Consider the following 24,676-nt stretch of genomic DNA (forward strand, 5'->3'; position numbering starts at 1 on the left):
GGAGCAGTCGTAGGACCAAAGTGCAGCATAGTGCGGGCCGCCCTGTCCAACTCCACATGATGACCGGTCCTAACCGGACCTTGACCTAAACAGCCTTTGCGACAGCGCAGCGTCCCAAAAGCTGCCATTAAAACTGACTATCACCACCCAATTCCAAGTGCTCGAATCGAGGAACAGCCAAGACTTTGTACGAGCGAAAAAGCTAAGTTTGTGCAGACGATTTGATGCCTTGCAAATCAGACCAAGCTTCTTGGATCTCAGGAAACCTAGCCATGATCTCTGAATTCGTTTCTGAGCCAAAAACCGCATCCGCAGGTTGCTCCAAAATATCTCGTGTCTTTTCACGAGCTGTCTGGAGAAGTGTTGGAGTCTCTGCATCTGCCCAGGCTTGAGGCGTCGCGCGGTCTGCTAAGGCCGGGTAGTAGTAGTCGCTTTGCATTCTACCCAAGGTCTGGTCGCTACCAAGAAAATGACCGGGGCCTTCGAGGCACACCTCGCGAATGACATCAAACGCCAATGCATCTTCGTTGATCTCGAAACCGCGCGTGGCCCGCATAACTGATCCAATGAGGTCGTTGTCGAGCACAAAGCTCTCTTTGCTTGCGGCAAGCAGTGAGCCATACATCCCGGCGGCCTCATAAATCAGGTTGGCACCCGCCAATGCGCTCAATAGCTCGGTAATCCCCTTTTCGTAACCGGCTTGGAAATCCGGTAACTTGGAGTCGGTCATGCCCGCACTGACCGCGCAAGGTATGCCGTAATGCTGTGCCATCTGCGCGCAGGCCGCCATGAGCACCCCTTGTTCTGCGCTGCCTCCCGACATCGCGCCGGTCCGAAGGTCGCTGACAAAAGGCAATGCTCCAAAGAGCGCGGAATGGCCGGGGTTCAATAAATTAACATACACCAGCCCCGCCAGCACTTCAGCCGTCTGCTGAGCGACAGCACCAGCAAGGGGTGCAGGGCTGGTCGCTCCGGCCTGTCCCGCTGATACGAGCTTCAATGGCGTGCCCGTCTCTGCCGCGCACTCTATTATGCCGAGAGCTTCTTCCGCAAAGGTAAGCGGTGGAACGATGAAACACGTTGAGACGCAGCAGAACGGACGCGCACGCCACGCTTCTTCCCCACCAGCGATAATGTGGAACATCTCGACGGCGGCACGCATTGTCTCAACTGAACTGAAGGAGGTTCCTATGGGCTTCTTGGTCCCCGCCGCGCACGCATAGGCCGTGTTTAACTCCATTGCATGAGGATCAAGTATATTCCGTGCGACAACGGTGCGTTGGAACATATGAATGTTGGGAAGAGCTTGAGCCAACCGCGCCATATCATGCAAGTCAGATAAGGTTGTGTCGCGCACCTCGCCGCTTTCACTGTCCACGATGTGAACAGCCGCGCCGGATGTACCGAGATGAATGCGCGTTCCGGACGGGTCGAGATCATATTCGGGCGTCTGACCGTACAGTTTGAAGCCACGAACGGCGGTTTCCAAGACGCGCTCAACCATGTCTGAAGGAAAGAGTAGTCTGCCTGCCTCGGAGACCGAACCACCTGCGGCAACGACAGTGTCAATACAGCGGGGCGTGGCACTCGCAATACCTATCTCAGCCAAGATACGCAGCGCCGTTTGATGGATGGCTTCAATCCCGTCTTTGGGAATTGGACGATATTGTCCCCCTTCGATCCCTGGCCAGATCGAGGTGGTGGGACCTGAACCGGCACCACCTTGCCGCGCCGCGCGCCGCGCGTTGCGCCCTGATCTCACTCTACTCATGGGGCAAGTCCTTCTTCGAAAAAGAGGTCAAGTACGGAGGGGGCCTTTGGCCAGTCTTGTAGTTTGGCCATCCAAACCGTGCGCCTGGTACTCGCTTCGGACATCCGACCAAGATTGGCTTTGAACTTGGCCATGACGTCGCGCCCTGACATTGGAACTTCCGGAGCGCCTAAAGGGTACACACAGCGCTCTTCGATGCGTTCGCCTGTCCGTAGAATGACCTCTATACGGTCGGGGTCTTCGGGGCTGTAGTTCAGATCAGGTCTTTTAGGACTAAACGATCGAAGTTCGCAGCGCGATATCAACTCCGAGATATTGGGACGTTTCCAAGCTTCGTTATCAAGATCGGCAAGTGTCAGATCTCCGACCAAAAGCCCCATGGACACAACAAAGGGTGCGCTGAAAAGTGCTTCCGCGCGCTTTTGGTCTGCCGAACGGCAGAACAGCCGCGTGGAAATCGGGCATATGCAGGATGATTTGCGAAATCTCTTCCACCGGAACGCGGTCGCGCATCGCCAGTGTGCAGGTCATGATCCGATGGGTGTAGCCACAGCTTGGCCATGGCTTAAGAACGAGGCCATGTTCGCTCAGAGCGTATGACATCCCCAGTTTTTGCAAAACCTGCTCCAAACGGTCTGTGTTGAGACCTCCCATAAGTGCGGCGAGGCCGCGGGGTGGTCAAACACGTGAGGCTGAGCGCTGAGCCCTGCTTTGGCAAGGCAAGCGGCCTCCACACCGGCACGCGCTGCGAACCCTGCTTGGACAGGCTTTGCACTTGAGCCAAACTGGCATGTGTACCCGGTAGCGGAACTGCAGGCGAAGGACATGGCTCTCGCCGTCTGAGATGGGTTCAGCCCCATCAAACGCGCGCAGCCCGCGGCCGCACCTATCGCTCCTAAAGTTGCCGTTGAATGCCATCCAGCGTCGTAGTGTTCAAAGTTTAAGGCTTCACCGAGTCGGGCAATCACTTCGAACCCAGCAAGATAAGCACGAACCAAGTCCTCTCCTCTCGTGTGCAGTTCCGCTACTGCCAGCAATGCGGGTAGCAAAACCACCGTCGGGTGTGTATTACCGGGGATTTCCCAATCGTCGAAATCCAACGCGTGCCCAGCCACGGCGTTTAAGAATGCCGCATGTGGTCGTGAAAACCGCTCAAACGATCCTACAACACGCGAGGGTCCTCCTCCTCCCATATTTGCAACTGCCAAACGGCAGCGTTGCGCGACGTCTGTCTTGGCCCCGACAATCATGCAACCAAGTGTGTCGATCACACTGTCCCTGAGATTGGCCGTAGTTGTCTGATCTGGGGTCAATGCGCCCTTAGACACAAATCTTGCAAGACGGGTGAGTGCGGTCTCGATCATCTCACTGCTCTAGTCGAATAAGATGACACCGCGCCCGGGTTTTGCGGCCAGCATGTCATCAATTGCGGTGTTGATCTGACCCAGCCGGTAGCGGCGACCGATCAGCTGGTTGATGGGCAGGTCACCATCCAAATAGTGCTGACCATATTCCTTGAAGTCCCGAGTCGTGCAGCAAGAGCCAAAGATCGACCCTGTGACGTTGATCTCTGACCGAATGATGCCGGTGGATGGCAACTCAATCGTCGCATCGTTGGCGTCCATCCCAACAAAGGTCACCTGTCCTCCGGGGCGACAGTAATCTATGGCGGCGCGCTGTAAAATCCGCTTTCCGACAGCTTCAAAGACATGATCCGCCCCATGTTCAGTGAGGGCTCGAATAGCCGCACCTACGTCTTTCTTTGCATCTACGAAATGCGTGGCCCCTAAGTGGCGTGCCTTGCCCGCGGCCTCGGGTGACGCTTCAATGGCGATGATCTGCGCGGCGCCTGCAAGCTTTGCGCCCATAATGATTGAGAGCCCAACGCCGCCTGCTCCGATCACTGCGACTTTGTCACCTTGCGCAACCTTGGCACGGTTCAATGCAGCCCCGACCCCCGTGGTGACAGCACATCCCAGAAGAGCAGCGATTTCAAAGGGAACAGCCTTGTCGATCTTCACGCAGCTTACCTGCGGCACGACCACGTTGTCAGCCCAACAAGCGAGCATCGACAAGTGATAAACCGATCCACTTGCATTCGAAAACCGGCAGGAGCCATCCGGCATGGTTCCAGCCCAAAGTGACTCTTTATAGGCTTGGCACAGGTGGGTTTGTTCGTTCTTGCAGAAGAAGCACTCCCCGCAATAGGGAATCCAACTGAGCACGACGTGATCGCCTAGGTAGAGGCCCTCGACGCCCTCGCCCAAGGCTGTGATCGTACCTGCGCCCTCATGTCCGAGCACAACCGGCAATTCGTGACCTGCTTGGCCTGACATGACGTGATAATCTGAATGGCAAACCCCAGCCGCGCCCATGCGAAGGCGCACTTCACCGGGCCCTGGCTCTGCCAAATCAAGCTGTTCAACACGAAGAGGTTGACCGACACCGTACATGACTGCAGCCTGCGCTTTCATATCATCGCCCCAAACGACGCTTGCGGTCGCGGACACGCCGCGTGGCTTCAGGTGTGCCATTGTGGAACGAGCCAAAGACGACGTCCCATGGCACTTCGGCTGTGCCATAATTGCACTCAAAGTAACGGTGATGCAGCTGGTGGAAGAAATCCCCAAGCGCCATGCGTTTGCGATATTTGACAAACAGCTTCTCAAATCCGGCATGCGAGACTGCGGGATTCAGCGCCAGATTATACAGGTGAAAGATCACGTGGATCGGGTCGGACGGGACTGCAAAATGGATCAGAACAGACGAGAAGTAGCCGAGGTGTTCGAGCGGGTGCATCGACATACCTGACCATGGACCAACGTTGACGTTGCGATGATGGAGCGAATGCACCCGCTTGTAGATTGGTGGCCAGTGCAAAAGGCGGTGTATCCAATAAAAGTGGAAAGATGCCCACAGAGGGATCAGTATGAGCCAGACGACTGACCAGATCGGCGCACTGCCAAAGCTGACAACAGGCGCAAACCCATTGGCAGCGCACCAGAAGTACAGCACTTCGTAGATCGTCCAAATTGTCACCCCCGAAGCAAGGGACCAAAAGACATTGTCGAATACCTGATTGCGGAAGGTGAAATTGCGATTGTTCACAGCAAGGTCGCGGGTGTCGAACTTGGTGGTCTCTCCTTGACCGCGCCACCGCCAGAGCCAAAGGTGCAGGCTTCCGGCCACCAGGACGAGCAAAGCGATATTGCGGACCCAGATCATCATGATCCAAGAAAAATCAAGCGTTTGCATTGCGTCGAAAGTCGGCTGCAGGAGCCACCAGACCGCAATGGCAAGCCCAAGCTCGATCACTGTGGATGACAGAGCCAACCAATACGATGCAAGCCATCGCGCCGCCTGAACAGGTCGGGGTGGCCAAGCAAAAACCGGGCTCACAGGAATAGGCATAGCAGGATTCCACGCCCACTCTTTGGCACCGCCTTCCGGCACGGAATGGTCTATGATCTGTTCGTTCACTCTTCAGTACATCCGAAATTCAACCTCACTGCGTCATTTTTGGGCTTTTGCGGGCCTGATGAGAACGCCTAAAAGAGTTATACATAATATTCCATGAGGGAATATACGTTGCCTACGTTGAACTGGAAGTTACTCACGGCCTTTGAGGCCGTTGCCCGGCATCTGAATTTCACGCGTGCCGCGAGTGAATTGAATGTGCAGCAGCCCTCGATCAGCAGGCGCGTTGCGGAACTCGAAGCAGAACTCGGGGTTAAACTTATCGTTCGTAAGCGTCCCGCTGCAACGTTGACGGCTGAGGGAGACCTCCTCTTCAAAGCAATCTCCGGCGGCATTTCTCAAGTCGCGGACGCTATCGACCACATAAAGGCCCAACCAGATCGGAACGTTGTGGTAGTGAACACGACGATTGGGTTTGCCAGCTGCTATTTGATGCAACGCTTGGCGAGTTTTCGAACTGAACACCCAGACATTGCTATTGAACTCGTTTCCCGAGATCAAAACGAAACCTACCGAACAGCCCAGTCTGACGTGTTGATCCTTTTCAACGATCCAACCCAGCTCCCAGAGATGCTTAACGTATCGATCTTCTCTGAAAAGCTGGTGCCTTTCGCAAAGCCTGGTGCGTTTTCAAACGTCGGAGACGCGCTGGAAGACCTGGCGCGACTGCCCTTGCTGCACCTTTCTACCGGAGTGCACGCCAATGATTGGGAGACGTATTTCGGAGGAACCGACATATCGTTACCGGTCCCTCGATCCGAGCAACGATTCACCTCATTCATGGTGTACCTCCAAGCTGCAATGAACGGTGATGGCGTGATTCTCGGCTGGGAAACGCTCTTTCAAAGTTTGATTGATCAAGGACAACTGGTGCGGCTGGCGAACAAGAGGGTCCGAACCAAACGAGGATACTTTGCCTGTTTGACTCAGAGAGCTACGAGAAACACCGCTGCTATGAAAGTGTGGGAATGGCTGGGCTCTCTTTCTGAAGGCGCGCCGTGACAAGGACAAAAACCTAAGGAAACTCCACTTTTGCGGCCACAACTAGGAAGCGGCCCAGAGTTGCCGTTCACTGATGAGCTTTGTCTCTACACTGCGGCGCGGCACAGCCGCCATTCGCCGCATCTGCGAGATCTTCAATCTGGCGACATTGCGTTTTGCGGAACGGACCTGTTTGGAGGTACTCTCGACGGCTAGTTCGCACCTTCCCGATCCTGGCTAGGGGGATGCCCGAAGAGCTTACGGTAGTCGCGGCTGAAGTTTGTCGGGTCGCCATAGCCTATCGTATGAGCCGCTTGAGCCACCGTGAGCCCTTGAGCGCTCAGCAAACCCTTCGCGCGGAGCAACTTCTGTCGTTTGAAGTATTGCGACGGTGGATAGCCGGTGACGCTTCTGAAATAGCGATGCAGGGTCGCCGGGCTCATTCCAGCACGGGCAGCAAGCGTGTTTGTGTCCAGCCGTGCTTCGTCCTGGTTTTCGGCCCACCGCAATAGCTCCGCGATGCGCGCCTCCGGCTGGCCCATTTGCGTCAGCGCCATCAGCACCCGACCATGATTGTCGCTCAGAGCATGAAACAAAACCTCGCGGATCGTGCCGGCGCCTAGAGCCTGCGCTTGCGGTGGCGTACAGAGTTGGTGGACCAGCCGCGCGATGGCGTCCGCCATGGGGACCTGCACCTGCAAGGGTTCGACACCCTGATGCGTCGACAGGTCTGCACGGCTCTGGGCTCGAATAGGGACGACGGTGCTTAACTCTGACAGCGTCATGGGGCAAAGTGAGATGAACAGACCGCACAGCGGCAGATCGGGCGACGCCTGCGTTTCGCACTCGAAAACCAGCGGCAGGCCCACCGCAAGATAGGATCCCGCGCCATATTCAAAACGCCGACCGTTCAGGAACCCGATCTTTTTGCCTGACAGCATGATCGCGAGACCAGGGGGATAGTGCAACGGCTCACGCGGGACCGCCCGGTCCGTGAAGAAGAAGCGGACATGATCCAAGTCTGTGTCGCTGAAGCCGCCCGGCTTGCAATTCCGGTACCGTGTCAGAAGCGCGTCCGCTGCGCCGGTGAGAGCATTGTGCATGTCGTTTTCTCTTTGCTTTTCGCGCTACTTAACACAACGGATGCTCGTTTTTAGGGCTGAGCGAAAGAAATGAGAGAATCTGACAGGTTCTTGAGAGCCGCTGACATTCTGCACCGCGGCGGCAGCGCTTACCTCCCGGTCATCACAGGACAGGAGGCGACCATGCCCAACACGCAAATCCCAGAAGACAAGCTCGCAATCGTAAAGTTTCTTGCCAATTTCGCAGTCAAGCCGGTGTTTCGCACCCCGGTGCACAAGACCCCTTCCGATCATGGCATCACAGTATGGGAGGACGTCACGTTCCCCTCTGACGATGGTACGCCGCTGGAGGGCTGGTATGTGCCCGCGGCGGATGGCGAAAGCGACAAACTCATTATCATGAACCATCCCATGCCCATGAGCCGTTCGGGGTTCACCGGCCATTGGGGCGAGCCATGGAACGGGGTCGACGATCTTGAGATCGACTTTGTGGCGCACATCGCTCATCTCGCACGCGCTGGCTACAATGTGCTGGCGTATGACCTCCGCAACCACGGCAATTCTGGCGCGGCGAATGGAGGGATCTGTGGGATCGGGCGCTACGAGTGGCGCGATTGCGTCGGGGCAAAGGCCTATGTCGATGCCGAGCCCAAACTGTCGAAGATGAAGCTTGGCCTTTACAGCCAATGTACCGGCGGCAACGCACAATACGAGGCCATGTCGCGCCGACCCGAGATATTCGAAAATGTTCTCTGCATGCTGAGCCCGCTGGTTGTGTCCATGACCTCGCTCATGGGCGAGTTTGCTAAGCTGCAGGGCGTTGGTGAGTACATGGAACAATTGGACTTCGAGCAAAAGAAACTCGGCGGTTTCACCAATGCGGAAATGACGCCGCATGATTTCGCAGGTGCCGTGAAGATCCCGACCTTTGTGGTGCAGGTCAAAGACGACGCCTGGACGACACCGGAAGACGGCCAAAAGACGTTCGATCTCTTGGGGACCAACGAAAAAGAACTGTTCTGGATCGAAGGCACGACGCGCCGTTTCGATGGCTACAATTACTTCGGCGAGAACCCCGAGCGCATGATCGCCTGGTTCGACAAGTACATGAACTAGGGGATCCTAAGATGCCGAATGCACACATCATCAATGCCCATCACCACTATGAGTTCGCCCCCGGCGGACTCAATGGGGAAATCGTCCGCCGCATGACCGAGCAGCTCACCGCAAAGGGATATGAGGCCAAGACCACCTCCACCGATGAGGCCTGGGATGTCGAGGAAGAGCTGAAGCGGCACCAATGGGCGGATGTGATCATCGTGCAGTCGCCGGTTAACTGGATGGGCGTTCCGTGGCCGATGAAGAAGTATATGGATGATGTTTATACGGCCGGTATGGCCGGAACGCTCTGCCTATATGACGGACGCAGCTCGGAGGCCCCGAAGGAGGGATACGGATCCGGTGGCACCTTGGCTGGGAAGAAGTACATGCTGTCGCTGACCTTCAACGCGCCGCGGGAAGCCTTCGACGATCCCTCACAGTACCTGTTCCAAGGCAAAAGCGTCGACGATCTCTGGTTCCCAATGCACATGAACTTTCGGTTTTTCGCAATGGAAGCACCGCCGACGTTCGCATGCTACGACGTGATGAAGAACCCGGAAATCGAAGCGGACTTTGAACGGCTGACCACACATCTCGGCGAAAACTTCTAGGTGCGCTGAGCCCCAGCCAACCGGATTGAGAAAGACGGTAGTCGCCCTTGTACGACCCCGCCGTTCCCGCGAAATGCCATATGCAGAAATGCAACTGCCTCAGCCTACTGCTCTGTAAGGCCAAGAGAAATCGGCAATGTGACTGCACGTAAGCGTTGTTGGGGCCTTTTGGCTCACTGATATCTCATGGCATCCCGAGGAGAGTTTCGCGTACGGTGGACTTTTTTTCCTGATCCCCTTGGAGACCGCGTTTTTCAGTTAACTCTGTCCAGGGTGTGATCCTCGCGTGATCGTCGGTGATACTCCCACGGGGTAAGCCCGTCGAGGCTCGAATGTGGGCGGTGTTGATTGTAGCTGTCGCGCCATGCCGCAATCGTTCGGCGGGGGTTGCGCAGACGCGGGACCAGGTATTCGTTGAGACAGTCCTCGCGCATTCGACCATTGAAGCTTTCCACAGGACCATTCTGCATGGGCCTGCCCGGCGCGATGTAGTGCCAGCCGACTTTGCGTTCTTCCTGCCATTTCGGCATCGTGTTCGATGTCAGTTCCCTCCCATTGTCCGAGACCAGCATCAGGGATAGAGAAAGACCGCCTGGCGTTCAGAGCCATGACTGCAACGGAGGATTTTTCGGAGGGCTGTTCGGCGTTCCGGAACAAACGAGAACTCCGATTCAAAGGCCGCTAAGATGCGAAATCCGGCCCTCCAGATAGGGGGGCAGGATTGTTTTTCTGCTGTTTGCCCAACCGAAAGACGGTCAGGATATCAACCGCTTGTCGTCGTCGATCATAGACCGAATGTCGTCGGATCGAGCTTGCTGTAGATCTCTTGCTCCACAAGGCTGACGATCGCTTCCTCGTCGGTCGGATCGACATCTGCAAGAAGCCCAACCCATTTGTCATAGACCGACTGATACTGATCGATAAGTGTTTGAGACAGTGCAGGATCGATCCCGCGCTTGTCCTCCGTGGTGTTGGCAAGGCTTGCATAGTAGCCGTCGCGGAAAGCCGCGAGGGACTCCACAAAGACGCGTCCGGTTCGCGAATATCGACGTCGTGGTCACGCGCAGCCTGCATGCCCGCTTCTTCCAAAACGCGATAATTCAGCTGGAAGCGCACCAACTGACGGGCGAATTCACGCAAGAGCATATCACGAACGTCAACAGACAAGCCCGCCCATGTAGACTGGTTCATCATATATTGAACGCCCGACGTATGGGTACCCAGAGACAGGAGCGTGAAGTTGTCCGCAACCTCCGCGATCTGGAAACCCTGCCCCATGTCCGAGGCATTCATCATGACGCAGTCGATCGAGCCACGCTGCAGACCCGAGTAAACATCCGGGAACGGGACAGAGACAGGCGTACCCTCGACATAGTTCGCCCACTCGACATGAGCACCACCAGCGGTCCGGATCCGCATTCCCTTCAGATCGTCAGCCGTCTGGATATCCTTGACGCAAGCCAGGTAGTAGACGGGCGTGCTCCAACCGTTGATAAAGACTACGCCTTGACTTTCCCACTCCTCCCGAGCGGCTTCGTTCATCAGCGTGATTTCGGTCATGGCAATGCCTGCAGCAATGCTGTCGGACCAGGCAAAGGAGACGTCATTCAGCAGATTGTTGATCGGCAAATCGGCTGGAGTATAGGCCCCAACGTTATTGCCAATGTCAGCCACACCGTCCCGGATCCCGGCAAGCACGGCATTCGGTGGCAGCAAAGCCCCCCCAACAAAGAGGTCAAATTCGATGTCACCGATGGCTTTCTCGGACACACGATCAACGAAGTCGATGTAGTCAACAGAGAACGGGTGTTTTTCGCCTGTCCACGATGTGATCGTCAGCGTTTCGGCAGCCAAACCCGATGCGGCAAGCGTCAAGGCTGAGACGGCTCCAAGTAGCTTCATTTTCATTTGCAATCCTCCATTGTTGTCAGGTGCGCCGGTTTGAGCGCGGTCAGTTAGTCATCAGTGTCGGCAGGAACAGCGTGAGACCCGGAACTGCGATCAGCAGCGCGAGAGTCAAGAAGTCCATTCCAAGGAACCAGAATGTGCCGCGGAACATCGTCGTGAGCGGGATGGTCGAACCCATGGCACTTCGCATCACAAAAACATTCAGCCCAATGGGCGGAGTGATCAGGCCGATCTCGAGCAGCTTGACCATGATGATCCCGAACCAGATGTAGTTGATGTCCATTGCCGTCAGGAGCGGCGTCGCAATCGGAATAACCAAGAGCATGAGAGAGATGCTCTCGACGAACATTCCCAGAATGATGAACAGCAGGCCCAGCAAGATGATCAATGTGATCGGATCGTTTGCGATCGGCAGAAGCATCGAAGCCAATTCATCGGGCACCCGCGCAAGATTCAAGAAACGGGCAAACATTGCAGCACCAACGGCGACAATGAAAATCGTGCAGGTGCCCTCTGCGGTATCGATCAAAGCGCGGCGGATCACCGCCAGCGTCAAAGTTCCGCGCAACAAGGCTATGAGTGTGGCGAGCCCGGCCCCGATCGCACCCGCTTCCGTGGGTGTGAACCATCCAAAGAAGATGCCGCCCATCACACCTGCGATCAGCGTTGGCAATGGCCAGATGTCGCGTATTGCGGCGGCTTTCTGTGACCAGCTGTATTGTTCCGAAGAGGTCGGCGCCAAGGCAGGGTTCAACTTGGCCCGCATTGTAATCATGGCGATGTAGATAGCGGCCGAGACGAGGCCCGGGATCAAGCCAGCCAGAAAGAGTTGTGAGATCGAAGTCTCTGTAAAAATTCCATAGAGGATAAGAAGGATAGATGGTGGGATCAGCGACCCCAAAGTTCCCGAAGCCGCAACTGCGCCGCAGGCCAGCCCAGGCTCGTACTTGGCTTTCAACATCTCGGGGACCGCAATGCGCGAGAATGCAGCTGCAGTCGCTACGCTAGAACCTGAAGCCGAAGCGAACAAAGCAGACGCGATCACGCTAGAAGACGCCAGACCGCCCGGAAGACGGGCCAAGAATATGCGTGCCGCCGCAAACAGTCCCGAAGTCAGGCCGGTCTGGCTTGCGATGTATCCCATCAGGAGGAACATGGGCACCGCAGAGAGATTCCAATTGGTGATGAACGCAAAGGGATTCCTGTCAAAATGCTCCAGGCCGCCTTTGTCGAAGTAAGGGCTGAGATTCCGAAAAACGAAACCAAACCCAACACGACACCCACGGGCGTTCGCAACGCCATGAGCAGAAGTGCAGCGCCAATGCCAAGCAAGCCGATTTCGAAGCGATCAAGTTCCATTTTTGGGCCCACTTTCATTAGGCAAAACGGATCTACTTCGTTGTCCGGAGTACCATTCTGGAAAATTCGCATTGCAACTACAATTGTCGCCAAGCCGAAAGCGATCGGTAGCGCAAAGCGCATCGGCCAAATGGAACGGTGTAGGTGCCGTCCACCATTTCGCCCTTTTCGAAGGCTTCGATTGCGTCGGTGAATGCTTTGGCCGTCAACATCCCCCAGAACAGCATCCCGGCCGCATTGGCGACAACGTCTGAGAACCGCCGCATCATTGAGGGGAACATGTTGTAGAACAAGTCGACAGAGATCGAACGGTCTCGAAGCTCGACGAATGGAAGCGGCAGGAATACAGCGGCGACCATGTAATAGTACGCGACGACTTCAGTTGTCGCCGGCGCCGGCTGCCCGAAAATCTGACGGCCCACAACGTCGGCCAATACGTGAACGGCCATCAGGATGAGGGTGATGACGGCAACCCACTCAAGCGCGACCGTCGCCCTTTTGATTGAAAGCGTTAACATTCCGACCCGAGGGCCAGCAAAATGCCGGTCGGCATATGCCTTCCTCCCCTGTTCCCGCGAACTCTCGCAGGGTTCCTCTACAACAGGGTCTACAGGAAAGGGTCGAAAGTAAATGAAATTAAATTTCAACAGATGAAACAAAAGTTAGAATCTGAAAAGATACAAAAATATCACTTCTGAAGTGCGGAATCTTGAATCGGCAGACCAGTTTAGCGTCAGCCGCTTGGAACCCTCAGGGCATGTCGCCATCAAGGGCGAAGCCTTAACTCTGAGCTTGTGGCCTAGCCAGGTTCCGCACGATACGCCAACGCCGTCGACATTTGTTCGGACACCTGCACAAGCTTTGGCAGGATCATATCTTGGGCCCGCTCGGGGCTCATGGTCTGCTTCAAATAAATGACGTTTATCGAAGCAAAGACGCGCTCCTCGTTTCGAATGGGAACGCCAATGCTAAAGATGCGGTTAGAGTACTCGCGTTGAGAATAGGCAGCGTCCATCGTCGCAAAGCCTTTCTCACGCACCTCATGCATCCGGGCGCTGAAGGCTTCTCGATCTTTCTTTAGATCATTCCAAGGTGCGCCGTCATCCGGAATGCAATCCAAAATTTCTGCCTGCCTTTCGGGCGAACAATAAGCGATGTAAGCCAAGCCCAGACTAGTGCCTAGAAGCGGTGCGCGATAACCCGTAGAACGGTTGAACGAAAGCGGGCCGGATGCCCGCGAAGTCTCAACCACGACCATTGCATCATGATCCAAAAGAGCGACGTCCGAAGGCCATCCGATGTCTTCGCGAAACTCCCCCAGGATGGGGGTTAGAATGTCGACGAATACAAGCTTCCTATCGTAAGAAGAACTGAGGGACATGGATTTACCGGTTACCCGATAAATGGCTGAGGCCTCATTGCGAACAACATAGCCAGCGCTGATGAGCGTCTCCAACATCCGGACAATTGTAGATTTGTCTATCCCGGTCTGATAGTGGATGCTGCCGACAGTTGCCTTCCCATCAAGACGATTGACAGAGGAAAGAACCTCTAGAACCCGCAAGGCGGCTGTCACTGGTTTGTAGGATACCATTTTTTCATTCGTCCTGTTCAGGCAGCGGGGACGCCAATAGTCATTGGCCACAGAGGTCTGCGTAGACTGCACTAGTTCGGTTTTCCCGAGCCAGTCGTCAAGAACTTGTTGTTGGTTACCGCCCAACTCCGGTGGCGGCCTTCGGTAGCTTGCTGGCGTGGCAGAGAGCTTTGCGGGGAATGCGACTGTCTTAAAGACTGTGTCATCTGTTCGCCTCTGGCTGATCTGCATACCACGAGACATTACCTGCGGATCCTCAAAGACCTCCGGCACAGTGTTGATTGGCCCGCAGGGCACGCCAGCCATCTCCAAGAGCTTGATGACCTCGTCTTTTTCAAGCTGCGTGGTGGCGTTAGCAATCGCAGCATCAATGGCTTCGCGGTTCTTGATCCTTGCCTCGTTGCTTGCAAAACGAGGGTCGTCCGCCAGTTCTTCGAGGCTCAGCGCCGTGCACAACCGAACGAACTGTCGGTCATTGCCACAGCTGATAATGATATGCCCCGATTTCACCGGATACACAGTGTAGGGTACCACATTGGGGTGACTGTTACCAAGCCTACCGGGCACCTGGCCGCCGTTTAGCCAGTTGGACGCCTGGTTCGCCAACATGGCAACCTGGCTGTCGAGCAGCGAACAGTCGATATGCTGCCCGACGCCTGTGATCTGTCGATGATAGAGCGCCGCCAGAATAGCGGTGACCGCATTCATTCCGGTGAACAAGTCGCACACTGCCACGCCCACCTTCGTCGGTTCGCCACCGGGCATAGCGTCTGGAGCGCCCGTGATACTCATTAGTCCGCCCATGCCCTGGATAAGGAAGTCATATCCTGGGCGATGCGCGTATGGTCCATCCTGACCAAAGCCTGTGATCGAGCAATAGACGATGCTGGGATTGATTTCTTTGAGAGAGCCGTAGTCGAGACCGTACTTGGCAAGCCCTCCAAGCTTGAAGTTCTCTACAATCACGTCGGCATTGGCCGCCAACTGCCGGACGAGGTCAGCATCTTTGGGATCGGTAAAGTCCAAGCACATGGAGCGCTTGTTTCGATTGCAACACGCGAAATAGGCGGCGTCTGCCCGCGTTCCGTCTTCCTTGTGCGTGTAGGGTGGCCCCATCTCCGCGTATCGTCCCCACCTGCGGGGACTCAATCTTTACGACGTCCGCGCCGAGATCGCCAAGGATCTGCGTGCACCACGGGCCGGCCAGGATTCGACTAAGGTCCAGAACCCGGACACCGGCAAGAGCTCCGACATGCGCCTCATTTAGTCTCATGGCCACCTCATTTCAATAAGTGAAATATTGTTTCATTTACATGTTAGCGAAAACTAGACAGACTTGGAAAGATCGAATTTGCAGAACGTGCAACAAAATCGACATCCAAGGAGATGCGGGTTTCCGCTGCCTTTCTGCTGTGCCGGAAGGCACTGATCGACCGAGGCAAAAGTCTGTTTAGCACGTCTGATCCGGGCTTGGGGAACGACCATGGAAGACATCGTAATTGCATCAGCCGCGCGCACCGCAGTTGGAGGCTTCGGAGGCTCTTTGAAAGATCTGTCGCCGACGGACATGGGGGTTCTGACGGCCCAGGCCGCAATTGAACGCGCGGGCATTGAAGCCGCTGAGATACAGCAGGTCTTTTACGGAAATGTCATTCATACGGAACCGCGCGATATGTATGTCTCGCGCACAATCGCCATCGGAGCCGGCGCGCCGGAAGCCGCCTCAGCACTGACCGTGAACAGGCTGTGTGGGTCGGGGCTGCAGGCAATTGTCTCGGGTATCCAGGCCATCGGCATGAAAGAATCCGATTGTGTTTTGGTCGGCGGAACCGAAAGCATGAGCCGCTCGGGTTATGTCATCCCCGCCGCACGTTGGGGTCAAAGATGGGTGACACACAGGCGGTCGACATGATGACTGCGGCCCTCCACGACCCGTTTGGTCATGGGCATATGGGAATTACGGCCGAGAATGTGGCCGAGAAATACGCGATCACGCGGCAAAAGCAGGATGAGTTTGCCGTCGAAAGCCATCGGCGAGCCAGCACAGCAATCGAAAAAGGGTACTTCGAAGAGCAGATCATTCCCGTTGTGCTAAAGACCCGTAAGGGGGAGAGAGTTTTCGCCACCGACGAACATGTCCGCCCCAACGCCTCCTTCGAAGACATGGCCAAGCTGCGTGCTGTCTTCAAAAAGGATGGCGCGGTCACGGCGGGCAACGCGTCCGGGATCAATGACGGCTCAGCATCGCTCGTTTTGATGAGCGCTGACGCGGCCCGTGACAAGGATATCTCTCTGCTGGCGCGCGTCCTGTCTTATGGGCACGCAGGCGTGGACCCCAGGTACATGGGGATGGGTCCGGTCCCTGCGATGCAGACAGCGCTGGCCCGCGCGGGGTTAAGCGTTGACGACCTGGACGTTGTGGAGTCCAACGAGGCCTTCGCCGCTCAAGCCTGCGCTGTGACCGAGCAACTCGGCCTGGACCCGGCAAAAGTCAACCCTAACGGCGGCGCGGTCGCAATCGGGCATCCCATCGGGGCCAGTGGCGCGATCATCACCACCAAACTTCTCTATGAGCTTATGCGTACGGGCGGCAAATACGGCGCCGCAACCATGTGCATCGGCGGCGGACAGGGAATTGCCCTCATCGTAGAGAACCTTCGGTCCTGACATCCAACGCCCGGCTAGGCTGCTGCTCTTTTCGTGGCACCTTCCCGACCTCAATCTTCAGTGAGGGAGAAAAAATGACAAAGAACTATATCAACGGGCAATGGCGCGCCTCCGGTGTTGTCGAACGGAACCTGAACCCGTCTCGTCCTTCCGATGTCATTGGCCGTTTCGCTGTCGCAGATAATTCCCAAGTCGAAGAGGCCATCGAAGCGGCCCGCAAAGCCCTACCGGCCTGGGCCAATGCAACCCCAATGGTGCGCCACGATTGCCTCGACGGCGTCGCAAGATACCTTGCAGCGAACGAGGAGACATTTGGCGAACTTCTTGCGCGCGAGGAAGGCAAGATCCGCGCCGATGGTATCGCTGAGGTGCGTCGCGCCGCGCAGTGCTTCTCGTACTTCGCGGCAGAAACTCTCAGGGCACCCGGCGAACTGTTGCCCGGTCTCAGACCCGGCTTCAGCGTCATGGCCAGTCGCGAACCGGTTGGGGTTGTTGGGATTATCACACCATGGAATTTCCCGATTGCTATTCCCGCGTGGAAGATGTCGGCCGCTCTGGCCTATGGTAACACGGTCGTTTTCAAACCAGCCGAGCTTACGCCGGCAATGTCGCACGCCCTTGTCTCAGCCGTCGATCACGCCAGCCTACCACCGGGCGTGGTCAACCTGGTGTCTGGCTTTGGGTCCGAAATCGGCGACAGCGTCGTGGATGGCTGCGACGCGATCACCTTTACTGGTTCGAACAGGACCGGACGGGCGATTTTGCGACGCTGCGCTGAGCAGATGAAAAAATGCCAGCTCGAGCTTGGCGGAAAAAACCCGCTGGTGATCGCCTCCGACACGAACATGGAAGTTGCCGTCAACTGTGCGCTTGATAGCGCTTTTTACCAGACTGGCCAGCGATGCACGGCTTCCAGCCGCCTGATTGTCGAAGCCGCCGTGGCCGACGAATTCGTCACAAAACTGACAGCCAAGACTGATGCGCTGAAAGTAGGCGACGCGCTTGAAGAAGGGACCGAGATCGGCCCATCAGCCTCTGAGACGCAACGCGGGATCGTCCAGAACTACATCGAGATCGGAAAACAGGAAGGGGCCGAGATCGCAACAGCACAAGGCAAGCGTGATCTACCGAATGAAGGGTATTTCCTAGAGCCGACGCTTTTCGTGAACGCAACCAACGATATGCGTATCTGCCGGGAAGAGATCTTTGGCCCGGTTGCTGCCGTCATTACCGCCGACGACTTCGAACACGCGGTGTCGATCGCCAATGATACGGAGTTCGGTCTGTCGAGCGGCGTTTGCACAACGTCGCTCGCGAAATCAGAGTATTTTCGAAAGCAGTCGCGCTCTGGTCTCGTGATGGTGAATGCACCAACCGCTGGACTAGACTTTCACGTGCCTTTCGGCGGCCGTCATTCCAGTGGTTTTGGGGTAAGGAACAAGGCTATGCAGCGATTGAGTTCTTCACGGAACGCAAAACGACGTATGTGAATTCAGATGTCGGCTGAAGCAAACCGCTCACCGGCACAGGACGCACGTGCCAAAATCGAACAGGATCAAAGCATGATTTGTTGAACGGCCATCTAGGCCCGAGAAACTCAAGGGAGGAGTGGGTTCTGACAGTTGGAGAGACACCGTTTTTTCGCGTCTACGGTCGCACAAAGTCCTATTTCACGCGAAAAGTCATCGGCTACATGACGTATAAGGGCCTCCCTTGGCGTCTTCGCCGAAACAGTACCTTGCCACATCTGAGTGATGCGGGCTGGCCGGGTGGTATCCCCGTTGTAGAAACTCAAACCGACCAGATTTGGTGGGATTCCACCGCCATCATCTTGCACCTCGATGCCGTTTACCCCGACAGGTGTGTCACGCCAGACGACCCGACGCTGAGCTTTCTGAGCCACCTGCTCAACGACTATTCGGACGAATGGCTCTACCGGCCGGCCGTGGCGTGGCGCTGGTATGACGCCGAAAATGCGATGCAGGCCGGTTGGGACCTTGCCCGCGACTATACTGTCTTTGTCGAGCAAGACTGTGAAACCGTCCGGCAAAACATAATGGACCGCATGATTGGGTCCTGCATCGAATTCGGCCTACCCCAGTCCATGATGCAAACGTGGATCGACGCCGAAATCGTGCCCTGGATGACGGCACTTGGCGCCCATGTGCGCAAGTACCGCTTTCTGTTCGGCGACCGACCCGCTCTGGCAGATATCGCGCTCTATGGCGGTAACTCCGCGCATTTCATAAGCGATGTCTCCTGCCGCAAGCTGGTCGATGTCACAGCGCCTGAAGTGGTGCATTATACCCATCTCCTATCCGAGCCCGAAGAAACCAGCTTCGGAAACTGGCAGGATGCCGGCGGGATGCGGGACGACCTTGTCGCTCTCATCCGACCGCTCGCCATGTACTACACCCCTTGGATCACGGCGGCACTTGACCAGGGCGCCGCCCCTGCCTTTGGCAACGAAGCGCCCGTTCCGCTGCCCGATTACACCCGCCGATCTCGCGGCGTCCTGATTTCACGCTATCAAGCGCTGCGCAATGATCTGCTGGACGGGGTGTTGGATGAAGTCGGTCTTCTGGCCCATTTCAGGGACGCCGAGGGTCATGCGCAGCCCATCCCCAATCAGGCGCATCCGCCGCAACCAAAGTTGAACCGCGCCTTTCCGTCCAACTGAGCAATCAAATCCGAGGACACCATGTACCGATTATTCTCGCGTGAGATCAGTTACTTTTCCGGCAAAGTGCGGGCGGCTCTGAAGTACAAACAGAAAACAGGCGCCCTGCCCGAAGGCTACGAGGACATTCTGGCCACGACGGATATTGTCTTTAACTTCCTGCTCAAAAACACGGGCTCCACCCTTTTGCCACAGCTGCAGACGCCGGACGGGCAATGGCTGCTGGATTCCAGCGAAATCATGGATCACCTTGATCGCGTGCACCCTGAGCCGCGCATAGTGCCCGAGATATCGTCGCCCAGGCAACTCGTCGCCTCGCTCCTGTTAGAATTTCTGGGCGATGAATGGCTCATTAACTACGGGTTCTGGGCGCGCTGGCACTATGCATTGGACGCGTCGACGGAAAACCATATCGAGTTCAATGCTCAGCAGTGGAGCGCGATCTTCCGCCCGATGTGCCGTCCGCGCCGCCGCCGCGCATTGGCAAAGAGAATGTTCAAAAGTGTCCTGGGCATCGACCGCCCCGACGACGTCACCCGTGGCCCGCTCGCCGGTCTGCGCGACATGGGTATCAACCCGGAAACCGAACAGGCCTTCTACGATAGCTACATTCGTATGATGGAAGCCTTCGAAGCCCACCTGGATCATCACGATTTCACCCTTGGCGGGGCGCCGTCGGTCGGTGATTTTGGCCTGCTTGCGCCGCTCTACGCCCATATCTATCGCGATCCCGTTCCAGGCGTCGAGTTGCGCACCCGTTTCCCTCTCGTCGCAGAGTGGGTCGAGCGAACCTATGGGGCCAACGACCTCAATGCGCTCGGTTATGTGCAGAAGATCTATGTCGTCAACGACGGTGGCAAACTCGAGCCCAGACCGGCGTCCTCAGATGATGGCAAGGTGCTGGCCGATGACACGGTGCCCGAGTCTTTCGTCCTTGCTGGCTGTTTTCTTTGACGAATTCTGGCCGGTGCTGCGCAATTCAATGGATCGGCTAGCCGCTTTTTATGCCTCCCATGACGTCAATCCTGGCGACCCGCTGCCCCACAAGTCCTTCATGGCTTCCAATGGGTTTGAGGACGCTCAGCGCGGTGATGGCCCCCTAACGGTGTCCTTCGAAATTGGCGGCGTCCGGAGCCAGCGTATGTTGGTCCCCAACCACATTTGGATGCTTCAGCGGCTCAGCGATTACATCGATGCGTGCTGCGCAAATGGCGGGCGCACGGCCCTAAAGGGATTTCTTGCCCAATGGCCCAATGGTGCTGAGCTTGTGGAGTTGAACGAGCGCTTGTCGAACTGCCGCGTGAAACGCCGCGGGGCCATGCTTTACGCTGCGCCACCCCTGCAAAAAGGCCCCGCCCGTGCCTCTCAGCTATCGCGAGACCAGGCACTTTAATGCGCCGGCATAGATTCCATCGCAACACTCAAAGCGTGCAAACGACTTTGCCAAAATGTGCACCTTTGGACAGATCATCCAGCGCCGTTCCGACCGCATCAAAGGCGAATTCCGTGTCATGGATCACCGGGTGGATCGCGTTGACTTCCATCGCGCGGACAAGATGGGCAAGCATCTCGCGGCTTCCTACGGTCACGCCCTGAAGGCGGACATTTCGTGTCACGACGCGCGCCAACTCTAGTTCCGGTTTGGCTCCGCCAAGAATGCCAATCAGGCTCAAGACACCACTCGGCTTGATCGCTCGAAGGGAGTTGGCCATTGTCTTTGCGCCGCCGATCTCGATGATATGGTCGATCCCCTCACCTTTTGTGATCTCGCGAGATGCATTGTGCCAATCAGGTGTCTCACGGTAGTTGATCGTGTCATCCGCCCCGAGCGCGCGGGCACGTTCCAGTTTTTCATTCGAGGACGATGTTATAATCACCCGCGCCCCGATTGCTTTGGCAATCTGCAATGCGAAAAGCGAAACGCCGCCGGTTCCTTGTAGCAGGACAACCTGCCCCGCCTGAAGTTGACCCTGCGCGATCAACGCATTCCACGCGGTCACCGCCGCACAGGGCAAGGTCGCTGCTTCACGCGCGCTCAGATGCGCGGGCGCTTTGACCACACAAGCCGCCGGGATCAGGATCTTTTCCTGCGCCATCCCGTCCAATGGGCCGCCATGTGCACCGGTGAAACTGCTCGACTGAAACGTCCCCGACATCCATGTTCGCGAATAGGACGGGATCACCAGATCCCCCAACGCCACGTCGCTCACGCCATCGCCAAGAGCGCTGACACGCCCAGCCCCATCACAAAGAGGGACAAGAGGAAGGCTGCCGCCACGCTTGCCATAGCCACCCTCAGACATGACCTTGTCACGCGGATTGATCGAGATCGCTTCGATGTCGATGACGATTTCGCCTGGGCCAGGCACAGGATCAGGTTTCGTCGCCTGACGGATGTTGGCGGTTCCCCAATCCCCTTCGATCTGCATTGCCTTCACGATGATGTCTCCCCGTTGCGGGCGATGACGGCTCGGACGGTTTCCTCGTCGACGCCGGCTTCGCGCAAGACGGACGCAGTGTCGGCACCCAGCTGTGGTTGCCCTCGCCTCATTCTGGGTCGCTCGTTGTCAAATCGGAACGGCGATCCCGGAACATCCAGCGGACCTTCGGTCTCGTGGTCGAAATGCTCGAAAAACCGATTGCGTTCAGATGCGGATCGCGCCGTACATCGTCAAGCGTGTTGACCGGCCCGGCAGGAATATCGTTCGCGGCGAGCGACGTCAGCCAGTCCTCGGTCGTTCGGGAGCGCATTTCCTTGCCCGCTTCTTCGTAGATCAACCCGATGTGCTGACTGCGCGTCTTCATCTCCTTGAAGCGTGCATCTTCGGCCAGTTCTGGGCGACTGGTAAGCCCCCAGAAAGCCGCCCATTGTCGGTCGGTGTAGGCAAGCATGCATATATAGCCGTCCGAGGTTTGATGGGGCCGCCGAAACTCAGACAACATCCGCGGATAGCCATACTCCGACTCCGCGGGCTTGAACATGCCTCCATATTGATGCTCGACGAAGTTCAACCCAACCATGGATTCAAACATGGGGATTTCGACATAAACACCCTTGCCTGTGGCCTGGCGCTTGATATGCGCCGCCAGGATGCCCGTGGTCGCGAAGGTCGCCGTACCCTTGTCCACCGCAATCGAGGGGATCAGAGCGGGCGCGCCATCGCGTAGGCGGAACGTCTCCGCTGTCCCGGCCTCTCCTTGAATGACGTCATCATAGGCTGGCCGCTCGGCATAAGGGCCGGTTTCGCCGTACCCATGCAGACCCGCGTAGACAAGTTCCGGGAACCGCTCAAGCACCGCCGCGGGGCCAAACCCCAGCTTTGCCATCTTCTGGGGTCGCATGTTGTGCACCAGGATGTCGGCAGTTCCTATCAACGTCCACAATACGTCCTTATCGCCGTCATTCTTGAGGTCGAGCACAATGCTTCGCTTGTTGCGGTTGGCGCCCAAGAAAAGGGCGCCCATACCGGGTTCTTCGCTGGGCCCACAAACCGGACCGGGTCGCCAGCCGGAGCTTCAACCTTGATGACATCTGCGCCTAAATCACCAAGAAAGTGAGTGGCATAGGGACCATAAATCGTTGTCGTGAGATCAACGACGCGCAATCCGCTGAGGGGTGAATCCTGCGACACGGGTTACTTGGCCCGTTGGTTGAAGCGACGTCCGACAAGTGCGGAAGCGATGTTGGTCTTTTGAACATCAATCGAGCCGCCCGCGATGCCCCAGCCCCAGCTGTCTCGGAGTTTCTGCTCGATCGGGTATTGCGTTGAATACCCGTATCCACCCATCAGTTGCATGGCCTTTCCAGTCACTTCGCGCGTCATCTCGTTGGCAAAGCATTTCGCAATTGGGCTTTCCTGCGCCGAGGGCAGACTGCTTTGCGCGTTCACGACGGCCCGGTACAAAAGCAGGCGCGACGCGTCCAACTTCATCTTCATCTCGGCCAGTGACAGTTGTACGGCTTGGAAATCGACCAAGGGCTTTCCGAACTGTTCGCGCTCTTGCACATAGTCCAGCACGTAGTCGAAGGCCGATTGCGCGACTGCGATGCTCATGGTGGTGTTGCCGCAGCGCTCAAGGTTGAAGGCTTCCATGAGCTTTTAAAGCCGCCGGCGGGAACGATGATATTGTCAGCGGATACTTCGACATTGTCGAAATACATGTCGGCGCTGTTCACACCGCGGAACCCCATATGCCGCTCCTGAGCGCCGAAAGAGAACCCGTCTGTGCCTTTTTCTACCAGCACAGCTCCGATGCCCTTTGCGCCAGGATCGTCCGAAAGGCGGCAATAGACGACGTAGGCATCCGCGTGCCCTGCGCCCGAACACCAGCGCTTGGTGCCATTCAGAATGACTGTGTCGCCATTGATCACCGCGCGCGTTTTCAGATCTGTCAGTGCCGTGCCCGCCGAGGGTTCCGACATTGACACCGCGACGACCATCTCGCCAGCGCAGACTCTTGGCAAAACGCGCTTGCGCATTGCTTCGGGCGCAAAATTCGCAATTGCCAGCGCCGGACCAAAGCAGCTTTCGAACATCGGGAACGCGACCCCAATCGAAATCTTGGCGACCTCTTCAAGCACCAGGACGGCATCGAAATGGCTCATGCCACCGCCGCCATATTCTGCGGGCAGGTTGACGCCAAGCAGACCCAGATCGGCGAATTTCTTCATCACGTCTTTGCCAGGTGAGCGGTCTTCGACCTCTACCTGTTTGGCAACCGACGGCAGTTCCGTTTGGGCAAAACGCCGTACCATGTCCTGCAGCGCCAATTGCTCATCGCTTAGTAAAAAATTCATCGCCGTACTCCAAGCATGTCCGGTCAGCCCGCTGGTCGCGTTTGTTGCAGACCGATCCCCTCGCATAAGCATGCGGACAGTTCGCCGGGAAGTAAATGAAATAGCATTTCAACAAGTGAAAATGGGTAGCAGCCATGCTCTTGGCAGTTCTGTCGAAGCGGGCATTGAGGCGGAAGCAGCCGATGCCAAGGTCATTGCCATCATATCGCGTTTTGGCGGCGGCAACCAATGTGTTGCAGCATGCGCGCTTGGACTGCAAAGGCAGCGGTTGGATCATCAGTAGATTACCGTTTGCGGAGAAGCTGGCGTCGAACAGGACGCCGCACTCCTTTTCAGACGACACGAATCTCAGACCTTTGGGATGCGAAGGCAGCGACCCAAATAAGCGTCACTCCTCCATCGCCTGTGCTCTTTCGCACGTGATTTGGCTCACTTTGAGCGCCGCAGTTGCAAACCCCAAAATGACCTAGGGCGCCTCACAATCCAAGCGTTTCACTTGTCGAAATGAAATTTCATTTACCGCGCGCGTTGGAGTTGCAACTGTCAGCCACCCAAAGCGCATCTCGGTGCGCGAGCGATGAGGAGGAAGACTTCATGACAGGTCCAAGAATGACCGCCTTCGACGGCGGCAGCCTTACGCTTGAAAA

Annotated in this window: 23 protein-coding genes and 3 pseudogenes; 10 read left to right on the forward strand and 16 right to left on the reverse strand. The window is 56.7% G+C overall.

Going from position 1 to position 24,676, the window contains the following annotated elements; translation table 11 throughout:
- Positions 1-202: 202 nt before the first annotated feature.
- Both ACR3EN_RS20885 and ACR3EN_RS20890 read right to left on the reverse strand, forming a co-directional pair.
- A complete protein-coding gene (locus ACR3EN_RS20885) occupies positions 203-1,771 on the reverse strand; it encodes a trimethylamine methyltransferase family protein (RefSeq protein ID WP_480871093.1) in 1,569 nt (522 codons plus the stop codon).
- Positions 1,768-2,151: a hypothetical protein gene (locus tag ACR3EN_RS20890; RefSeq protein ID WP_480918519.1), complete on the reverse strand. Its 384-nt coding sequence runs from the start codon at positions 2,149-2,151 to the stop codon at positions 1,768-1,770. Before ACR3EN_RS20890 ends, ACR3EN_RS20885 begins: the two co-directional genes overlap by 4 nt.
- Here ACR3EN_RS20890 and ACR3EN_RS20895 point away from each other — a divergent pair.
- Positions 2,150-2,371 carry a hypothetical protein gene (locus tag ACR3EN_RS20895; protein WP_480918520.1) on the forward strand — a complete coding sequence of 74 codons (222 nt, stop codon included), beginning with the start codon at positions 2,150-2,152 and terminating at the stop codon, positions 2,369-2,371. The two genes, ACR3EN_RS20890 and ACR3EN_RS20895, sit on opposite strands and share 2 nt — an antisense overlap.
- On the opposite strand, the gene ACR3EN_RS20900 is transcribed toward ACR3EN_RS20895, so the two are convergent.
- From ACR3EN_RS20900 to ACR3EN_RS20910, 3 genes are read right to left on the reverse strand one after another with little or no spacing between them, the layout of a single operon-like run.
- Entirely contained in the window at positions 2,359-3,135 is a 777-nt protein-coding gene (locus ACR3EN_RS20900) for an MmgE/PrpD family protein (RefSeq protein ID WP_480918521.1), read from the reverse strand. The genes ACR3EN_RS20895 and ACR3EN_RS20900 overlap by 13 nt on opposite strands.
- Positions 3,136-3,144: 9 nt before the next feature.
- Entirely contained in the window at positions 3,145-4,353 is a 1,209-nt protein-coding gene (locus ACR3EN_RS20905; protein WP_480871160.1) for a zinc-binding dehydrogenase, read from the reverse strand.
- Positions 4,247-5,104 carry a sterol desaturase family protein gene (locus tag ACR3EN_RS20910; RefSeq protein ID WP_480918522.1) on the reverse strand — a complete coding sequence of 286 codons (858 nt, stop codon included), beginning with the start codon at positions 5,102-5,104 and terminating at the stop codon, positions 4,247-4,249. The genes ACR3EN_RS20905 and ACR3EN_RS20910 overlap by 107 nt, the downstream gene beginning before the upstream one ends.
- A gap of 240 nt (positions 5,105-5,344) precedes the next feature.
- On the opposite strand from ACR3EN_RS20910, the gene ACR3EN_RS20915 reads away from it, so the two are divergent.
- Entirely contained in the window at positions 5,345-6,250 is a 906-nt protein-coding gene (locus tag ACR3EN_RS20915; RefSeq protein WP_480918523.1) for a LysR substrate-binding domain-containing protein, read from the forward strand.
- A 191-nt stretch (positions 6,251-6,441) separates the two neighbouring features.
- Here ACR3EN_RS20915 and ACR3EN_RS20920 read toward each other — a convergent pair whose 3' ends face one another.
- Positions 6,442-7,332 (reverse strand): AraC family transcriptional regulator, encoded by an 891-nt coding sequence (locus ACR3EN_RS20920; protein ID WP_480871101.1) that lies wholly within the window; start codon positions 7,330-7,332, stop codon positions 6,442-6,444.
- A 162-nt stretch (positions 7,333-7,494) separates the two neighbouring features.
- Between ACR3EN_RS20920 and ACR3EN_RS20925 the strand changes: the two genes are divergently transcribed.
- Together ACR3EN_RS20925 and ACR3EN_RS20930 are read left to right on the forward strand one after the other, a co-directional pair.
- The gene (locus tag ACR3EN_RS20925) at positions 7,495-8,427 is read left to right on the forward strand and encodes an alpha/beta hydrolase family protein (protein ID WP_480871103.1); all 933 of its coding nucleotides are present in this window, start codon (positions 7,495-7,497) and stop codon (positions 8,425-8,427) included.
- Positions 8,428-8,438: 11 nt separating this feature from the next.
- Complete coding sequence (locus ACR3EN_RS20930) at positions 8,439-9,023, forward strand: NAD(P)H-dependent oxidoreductase (RefSeq protein ID WP_480871105.1); 585 nt, start codon at positions 8,439-8,441, stop codon at positions 9,021-9,023.
- Between the two features lie 254 nt (positions 9,024-9,277).
- Here ACR3EN_RS20930 and ACR3EN_RS20935 read toward each other — a convergent pair.
- The 6 genes and pseudogenes from ACR3EN_RS20935 to ACR3EN_RS20960 form a co-directional block, all read right to left on the reverse strand.
- Positions 9,278-9,595, reverse strand: a pseudogene (locus ACR3EN_RS20935) (integrase core domain-containing protein); the annotation flags it as partial.
- A 109-nt stretch (positions 9,596-9,704) separates the two neighbouring features.
- Positions 9,705-10,931, reverse strand: coding sequence for a C4-dicarboxylate TRAP transporter substrate-binding protein (locus ACR3EN_RS20940; RefSeq protein WP_480918535.1), 1,227 nt, complete (start codon positions 10,929-10,931; stop codon positions 9,705-9,707).
- Positions 10,932-10,974: 43 nt separating this feature from the next.
- The gene (locus ACR3EN_RS20945) at positions 10,975-12,087 is read right to left on the reverse strand and encodes a TRAP transporter large permease (RefSeq protein ID WP_480918524.1); all 1,113 of its coding nucleotides are present in this window, start codon (positions 12,085-12,087) and stop codon (positions 10,975-10,977) included.
- Between the two features lie 280 nt (positions 12,088-12,367).
- On the reverse strand, positions 12,368-12,808 hold the full coding sequence (locus tag ACR3EN_RS20950) for a TRAP transporter small permease (RefSeq protein WP_480918525.1): 441 nt from the start codon (positions 12,806-12,808) through the stop codon (positions 12,368-12,370).
- Positions 12,809-13,089: 281 nt separating this feature from the next.
- Positions 13,090-15,000 carry a CoA transferase gene (locus tag ACR3EN_RS20955; protein WP_480918526.1) on the reverse strand — a complete coding sequence of 637 codons (1,911 nt, stop codon included), beginning with the start codon at positions 14,998-15,000 and terminating at the stop codon, positions 13,090-13,092.
- Complete coding sequence (locus tag ACR3EN_RS20960; protein WP_480918527.1) at positions 14,882-15,157, reverse strand: CoA transferase; 276 nt, start codon at positions 15,155-15,157, stop codon at positions 14,882-14,884. The genes ACR3EN_RS20955 and ACR3EN_RS20960 overlap by 119 nt, the downstream gene beginning before the upstream one ends.
- Before the next feature lie 210 nt (positions 15,158-15,367).
- Between ACR3EN_RS20960 and bktB the strand changes: the two are divergent.
- From bktB to ACR3EN_RS20985, 5 genes and pseudogenes are all read left to right on the forward strand, one after another.
- A pseudogene (gene bktB / locus ACR3EN_RS20965) lies at positions 15,368-16,551 on the forward strand (beta-ketothiolase BktB).
- Positions 16,552-16,625: 74 nt separating this feature from the next.
- Positions 16,626-18,041, forward strand: a complete 1,416-nt coding sequence (locus ACR3EN_RS20970; RefSeq protein ID WP_480918536.1) for an aldehyde dehydrogenase family protein — start codon at positions 16,626-16,628, stop codon at positions 18,039-18,041.
- A gap of 80 nt (positions 18,042-18,121) precedes the next feature.
- Entirely contained in the window at positions 18,122-19,231 is a 1,110-nt protein-coding gene (locus tag ACR3EN_RS20975) for a glutathione S-transferase N-terminal domain-containing protein (RefSeq protein WP_480871121.1), read from the forward strand.
- Between the two features lie 21 nt (positions 19,232-19,252).
- Positions 19,253-20,185, forward strand: coding sequence for a glutathione S-transferase C-terminal domain-containing protein (locus tag ACR3EN_RS20980; RefSeq protein WP_480918528.1), 933 nt, complete (start codon positions 19,253-19,255; stop codon positions 20,183-20,185).
- The gene (locus tag ACR3EN_RS20985) at positions 20,139-20,624 is read left to right on the forward strand and encodes a hypothetical protein (protein WP_480918529.1); all 486 of its coding nucleotides are present in this window, start codon (positions 20,139-20,141) and stop codon (positions 20,622-20,624) included. Before ACR3EN_RS20980 ends, ACR3EN_RS20985 begins: the two co-directional genes overlap by 47 nt.
- Positions 20,625-20,652: 28 nt before the next feature.
- Here the strand turns inward: ACR3EN_RS20985 and ACR3EN_RS20990 are convergent, their stop codons facing one another.
- The 4 genes and pseudogenes from ACR3EN_RS20990 to ACR3EN_RS21005 form a co-directional block, all read right to left on the reverse strand.
- A complete protein-coding gene (locus ACR3EN_RS20990) occupies positions 20,653-21,660 on the reverse strand; it encodes a zinc-dependent alcohol dehydrogenase family protein (RefSeq protein ID WP_480871162.1) in 1,008 nt (335 codons plus the stop codon).
- A 118-nt stretch (positions 21,661-21,778) separates the two neighbouring features.
- Positions 21,779-22,863 (reverse strand): annotated as a pseudogene (locus tag ACR3EN_RS20995) (CaiB/BaiF CoA transferase family protein).
- Between the two features lie 3 nt (positions 22,864-22,866).
- Positions 22,867-23,286, reverse strand: a complete 420-nt coding sequence (locus ACR3EN_RS21000; protein WP_480918530.1) for an acyl-CoA dehydrogenase family protein — start codon at positions 23,284-23,286, stop codon at positions 22,867-22,869.
- Positions 23,283-24,029 carry an acyl-CoA dehydrogenase family protein gene (locus ACR3EN_RS21005; RefSeq protein ID WP_480918531.1) on the reverse strand — a complete coding sequence of 249 codons (747 nt, stop codon included), beginning with the start codon at positions 24,027-24,029 and terminating at the stop codon, positions 23,283-23,285. The genes ACR3EN_RS21000 and ACR3EN_RS21005 overlap by 4 nt, the downstream gene beginning before the upstream one ends.
- Before the next feature lie 70 nt (positions 24,030-24,099).
- On the opposite strand from ACR3EN_RS21005, the gene ACR3EN_RS21010 reads away from it, so the two are divergent.
- Entirely contained in the window at positions 24,100-24,312 is a 213-nt protein-coding gene (locus tag ACR3EN_RS21010; RefSeq protein WP_480918502.1) for a hypothetical protein, read from the forward strand.
- Positions 24,313-24,676: the final 364 nt, after the last annotated feature.

Source organism: Ruegeria sp. G7, assembly GCF_056535465.1.

Bases quoted from the DNA above. Each gene is read 5' to 3' on its own strand.
- ACR3EN_RS20930 (WP_480871105.1), top strand. From the start codon at position 8,439: ATGCCGAATGCACACATCATCAATGCCCATCACCACTATGAGTTCGCC.
- ACR3EN_RS20990 (WP_480871162.1), bottom strand. From the start codon at position 21,660: ATGCAGATCGAAGGGGATTGGGGAACCGCCAACATCCGTCAGGCGACG.
- ACR3EN_RS20960 (WP_480918527.1), bottom strand. From the start codon at position 15,157: ATGAGACTAAATGAGGCGCATGTCGGAGCTCTTGCCGGTGTCCGGGTT.
- ACR3EN_RS20985 (WP_480918529.1), top strand. From the start codon at position 20,139: ATGACACGGTGCCCGAGTCTTTCGTCCTTGCTGGCTGTTTTCTTTGAC.
- ACR3EN_RS21010 (WP_480918502.1), top strand. From the start codon at position 24,100: ATGCGGACAGTTCGCCGGGAAGTAAATGAAATAGCATTTCAACAAGTG.
- ACR3EN_RS20905 (WP_480871160.1), bottom strand. From the start codon at position 4,353: ATGGCACAGCCGAAGTGCCATGGGACGTCGTCTTTGGCTCGTTCCACA.
- ACR3EN_RS21000 (WP_480918530.1), bottom strand. From the start codon at position 23,286: ATGAGCATCGCAGTCGCGCAATCGGCCTTCGACTACGTGCTGGACTAT.
- ACR3EN_RS21005 (WP_480918531.1), bottom strand. From the start codon at position 24,029: ATGAATTTTTTACTAAGCGATGAGCAATTGGCGCTGCAGGACATGGTA.
- ACR3EN_RS20980 (WP_480918528.1), top strand. From the start codon at position 19,253: ATGTACCGATTATTCTCGCGTGAGATCAGTTACTTTTCCGGCAAAGTG.
- ACR3EN_RS20970 (WP_480918536.1), top strand. From the start codon at position 16,626: ATGACAAAGAACTATATCAACGGGCAATGGCGCGCCTCCGGTGTTGTC.
- ACR3EN_RS20915 (WP_480918523.1), top strand. From the start codon at position 5,345: ATGAGGGAATATACGTTGCCTACGTTGAACTGGAAGTTACTCACGGCC.
- ACR3EN_RS20945 (WP_480918524.1), bottom strand. From the start codon at position 12,087: ATGTTCCTCCTGATGGGATACATCGCAAGCCAGACCGGCCTGACTTCG.
- ACR3EN_RS20885 (WP_480871093.1), bottom strand. From the start codon at position 1,771: ATGAGTAGAGTGAGATCAGGGCGCAACGCGCGGCGCGCGGCGCGGCAA.
- ACR3EN_RS20895 (WP_480918520.1), top strand. From the start codon at position 2,150: ATGGACACAACAAAGGGTGCGCTGAAAAGTGCTTCCGCGCGCTTTTGG.
- ACR3EN_RS20900 (WP_480918521.1), bottom strand. From the start codon at position 3,135: ATGATCGAGACCGCACTCACCCGTCTTGCAAGATTTGTGTCTAAGGGC.
- ACR3EN_RS20955 (WP_480918526.1), bottom strand. From the start codon at position 15,000: ATGGGGCCACCCTACACGCACAAGGAAGACGGAACGCGGGCAGACGCC.
- ACR3EN_RS20950 (WP_480918525.1), bottom strand. From the start codon at position 12,808: ATGTTAACGCTTTCAATCAAAAGGGCGACGGTCGCGCTTGAGTGGGTT.
- ACR3EN_RS20890 (WP_480918519.1), bottom strand. From the start codon at position 2,151: ATGGGGCTTTTGGTCGGAGATCTGACACTTGCCGATCTTGATAACGAA.
- ACR3EN_RS20925 (WP_480871103.1), top strand. From the start codon at position 7,495: ATGCCCAACACGCAAATCCCAGAAGACAAGCTCGCAATCGTAAAGTTT.
- ACR3EN_RS20940 (WP_480918535.1), bottom strand. From the start codon at position 10,931: ATGAAAATGAAGCTACTTGGAGCCGTCTCAGCCTTGACGCTTGCCGCA.
- ACR3EN_RS20920 (WP_480871101.1), bottom strand. From the start codon at position 7,332: ATGCACAATGCTCTCACCGGCGCAGCGGACGCGCTTCTGACACGGTAC.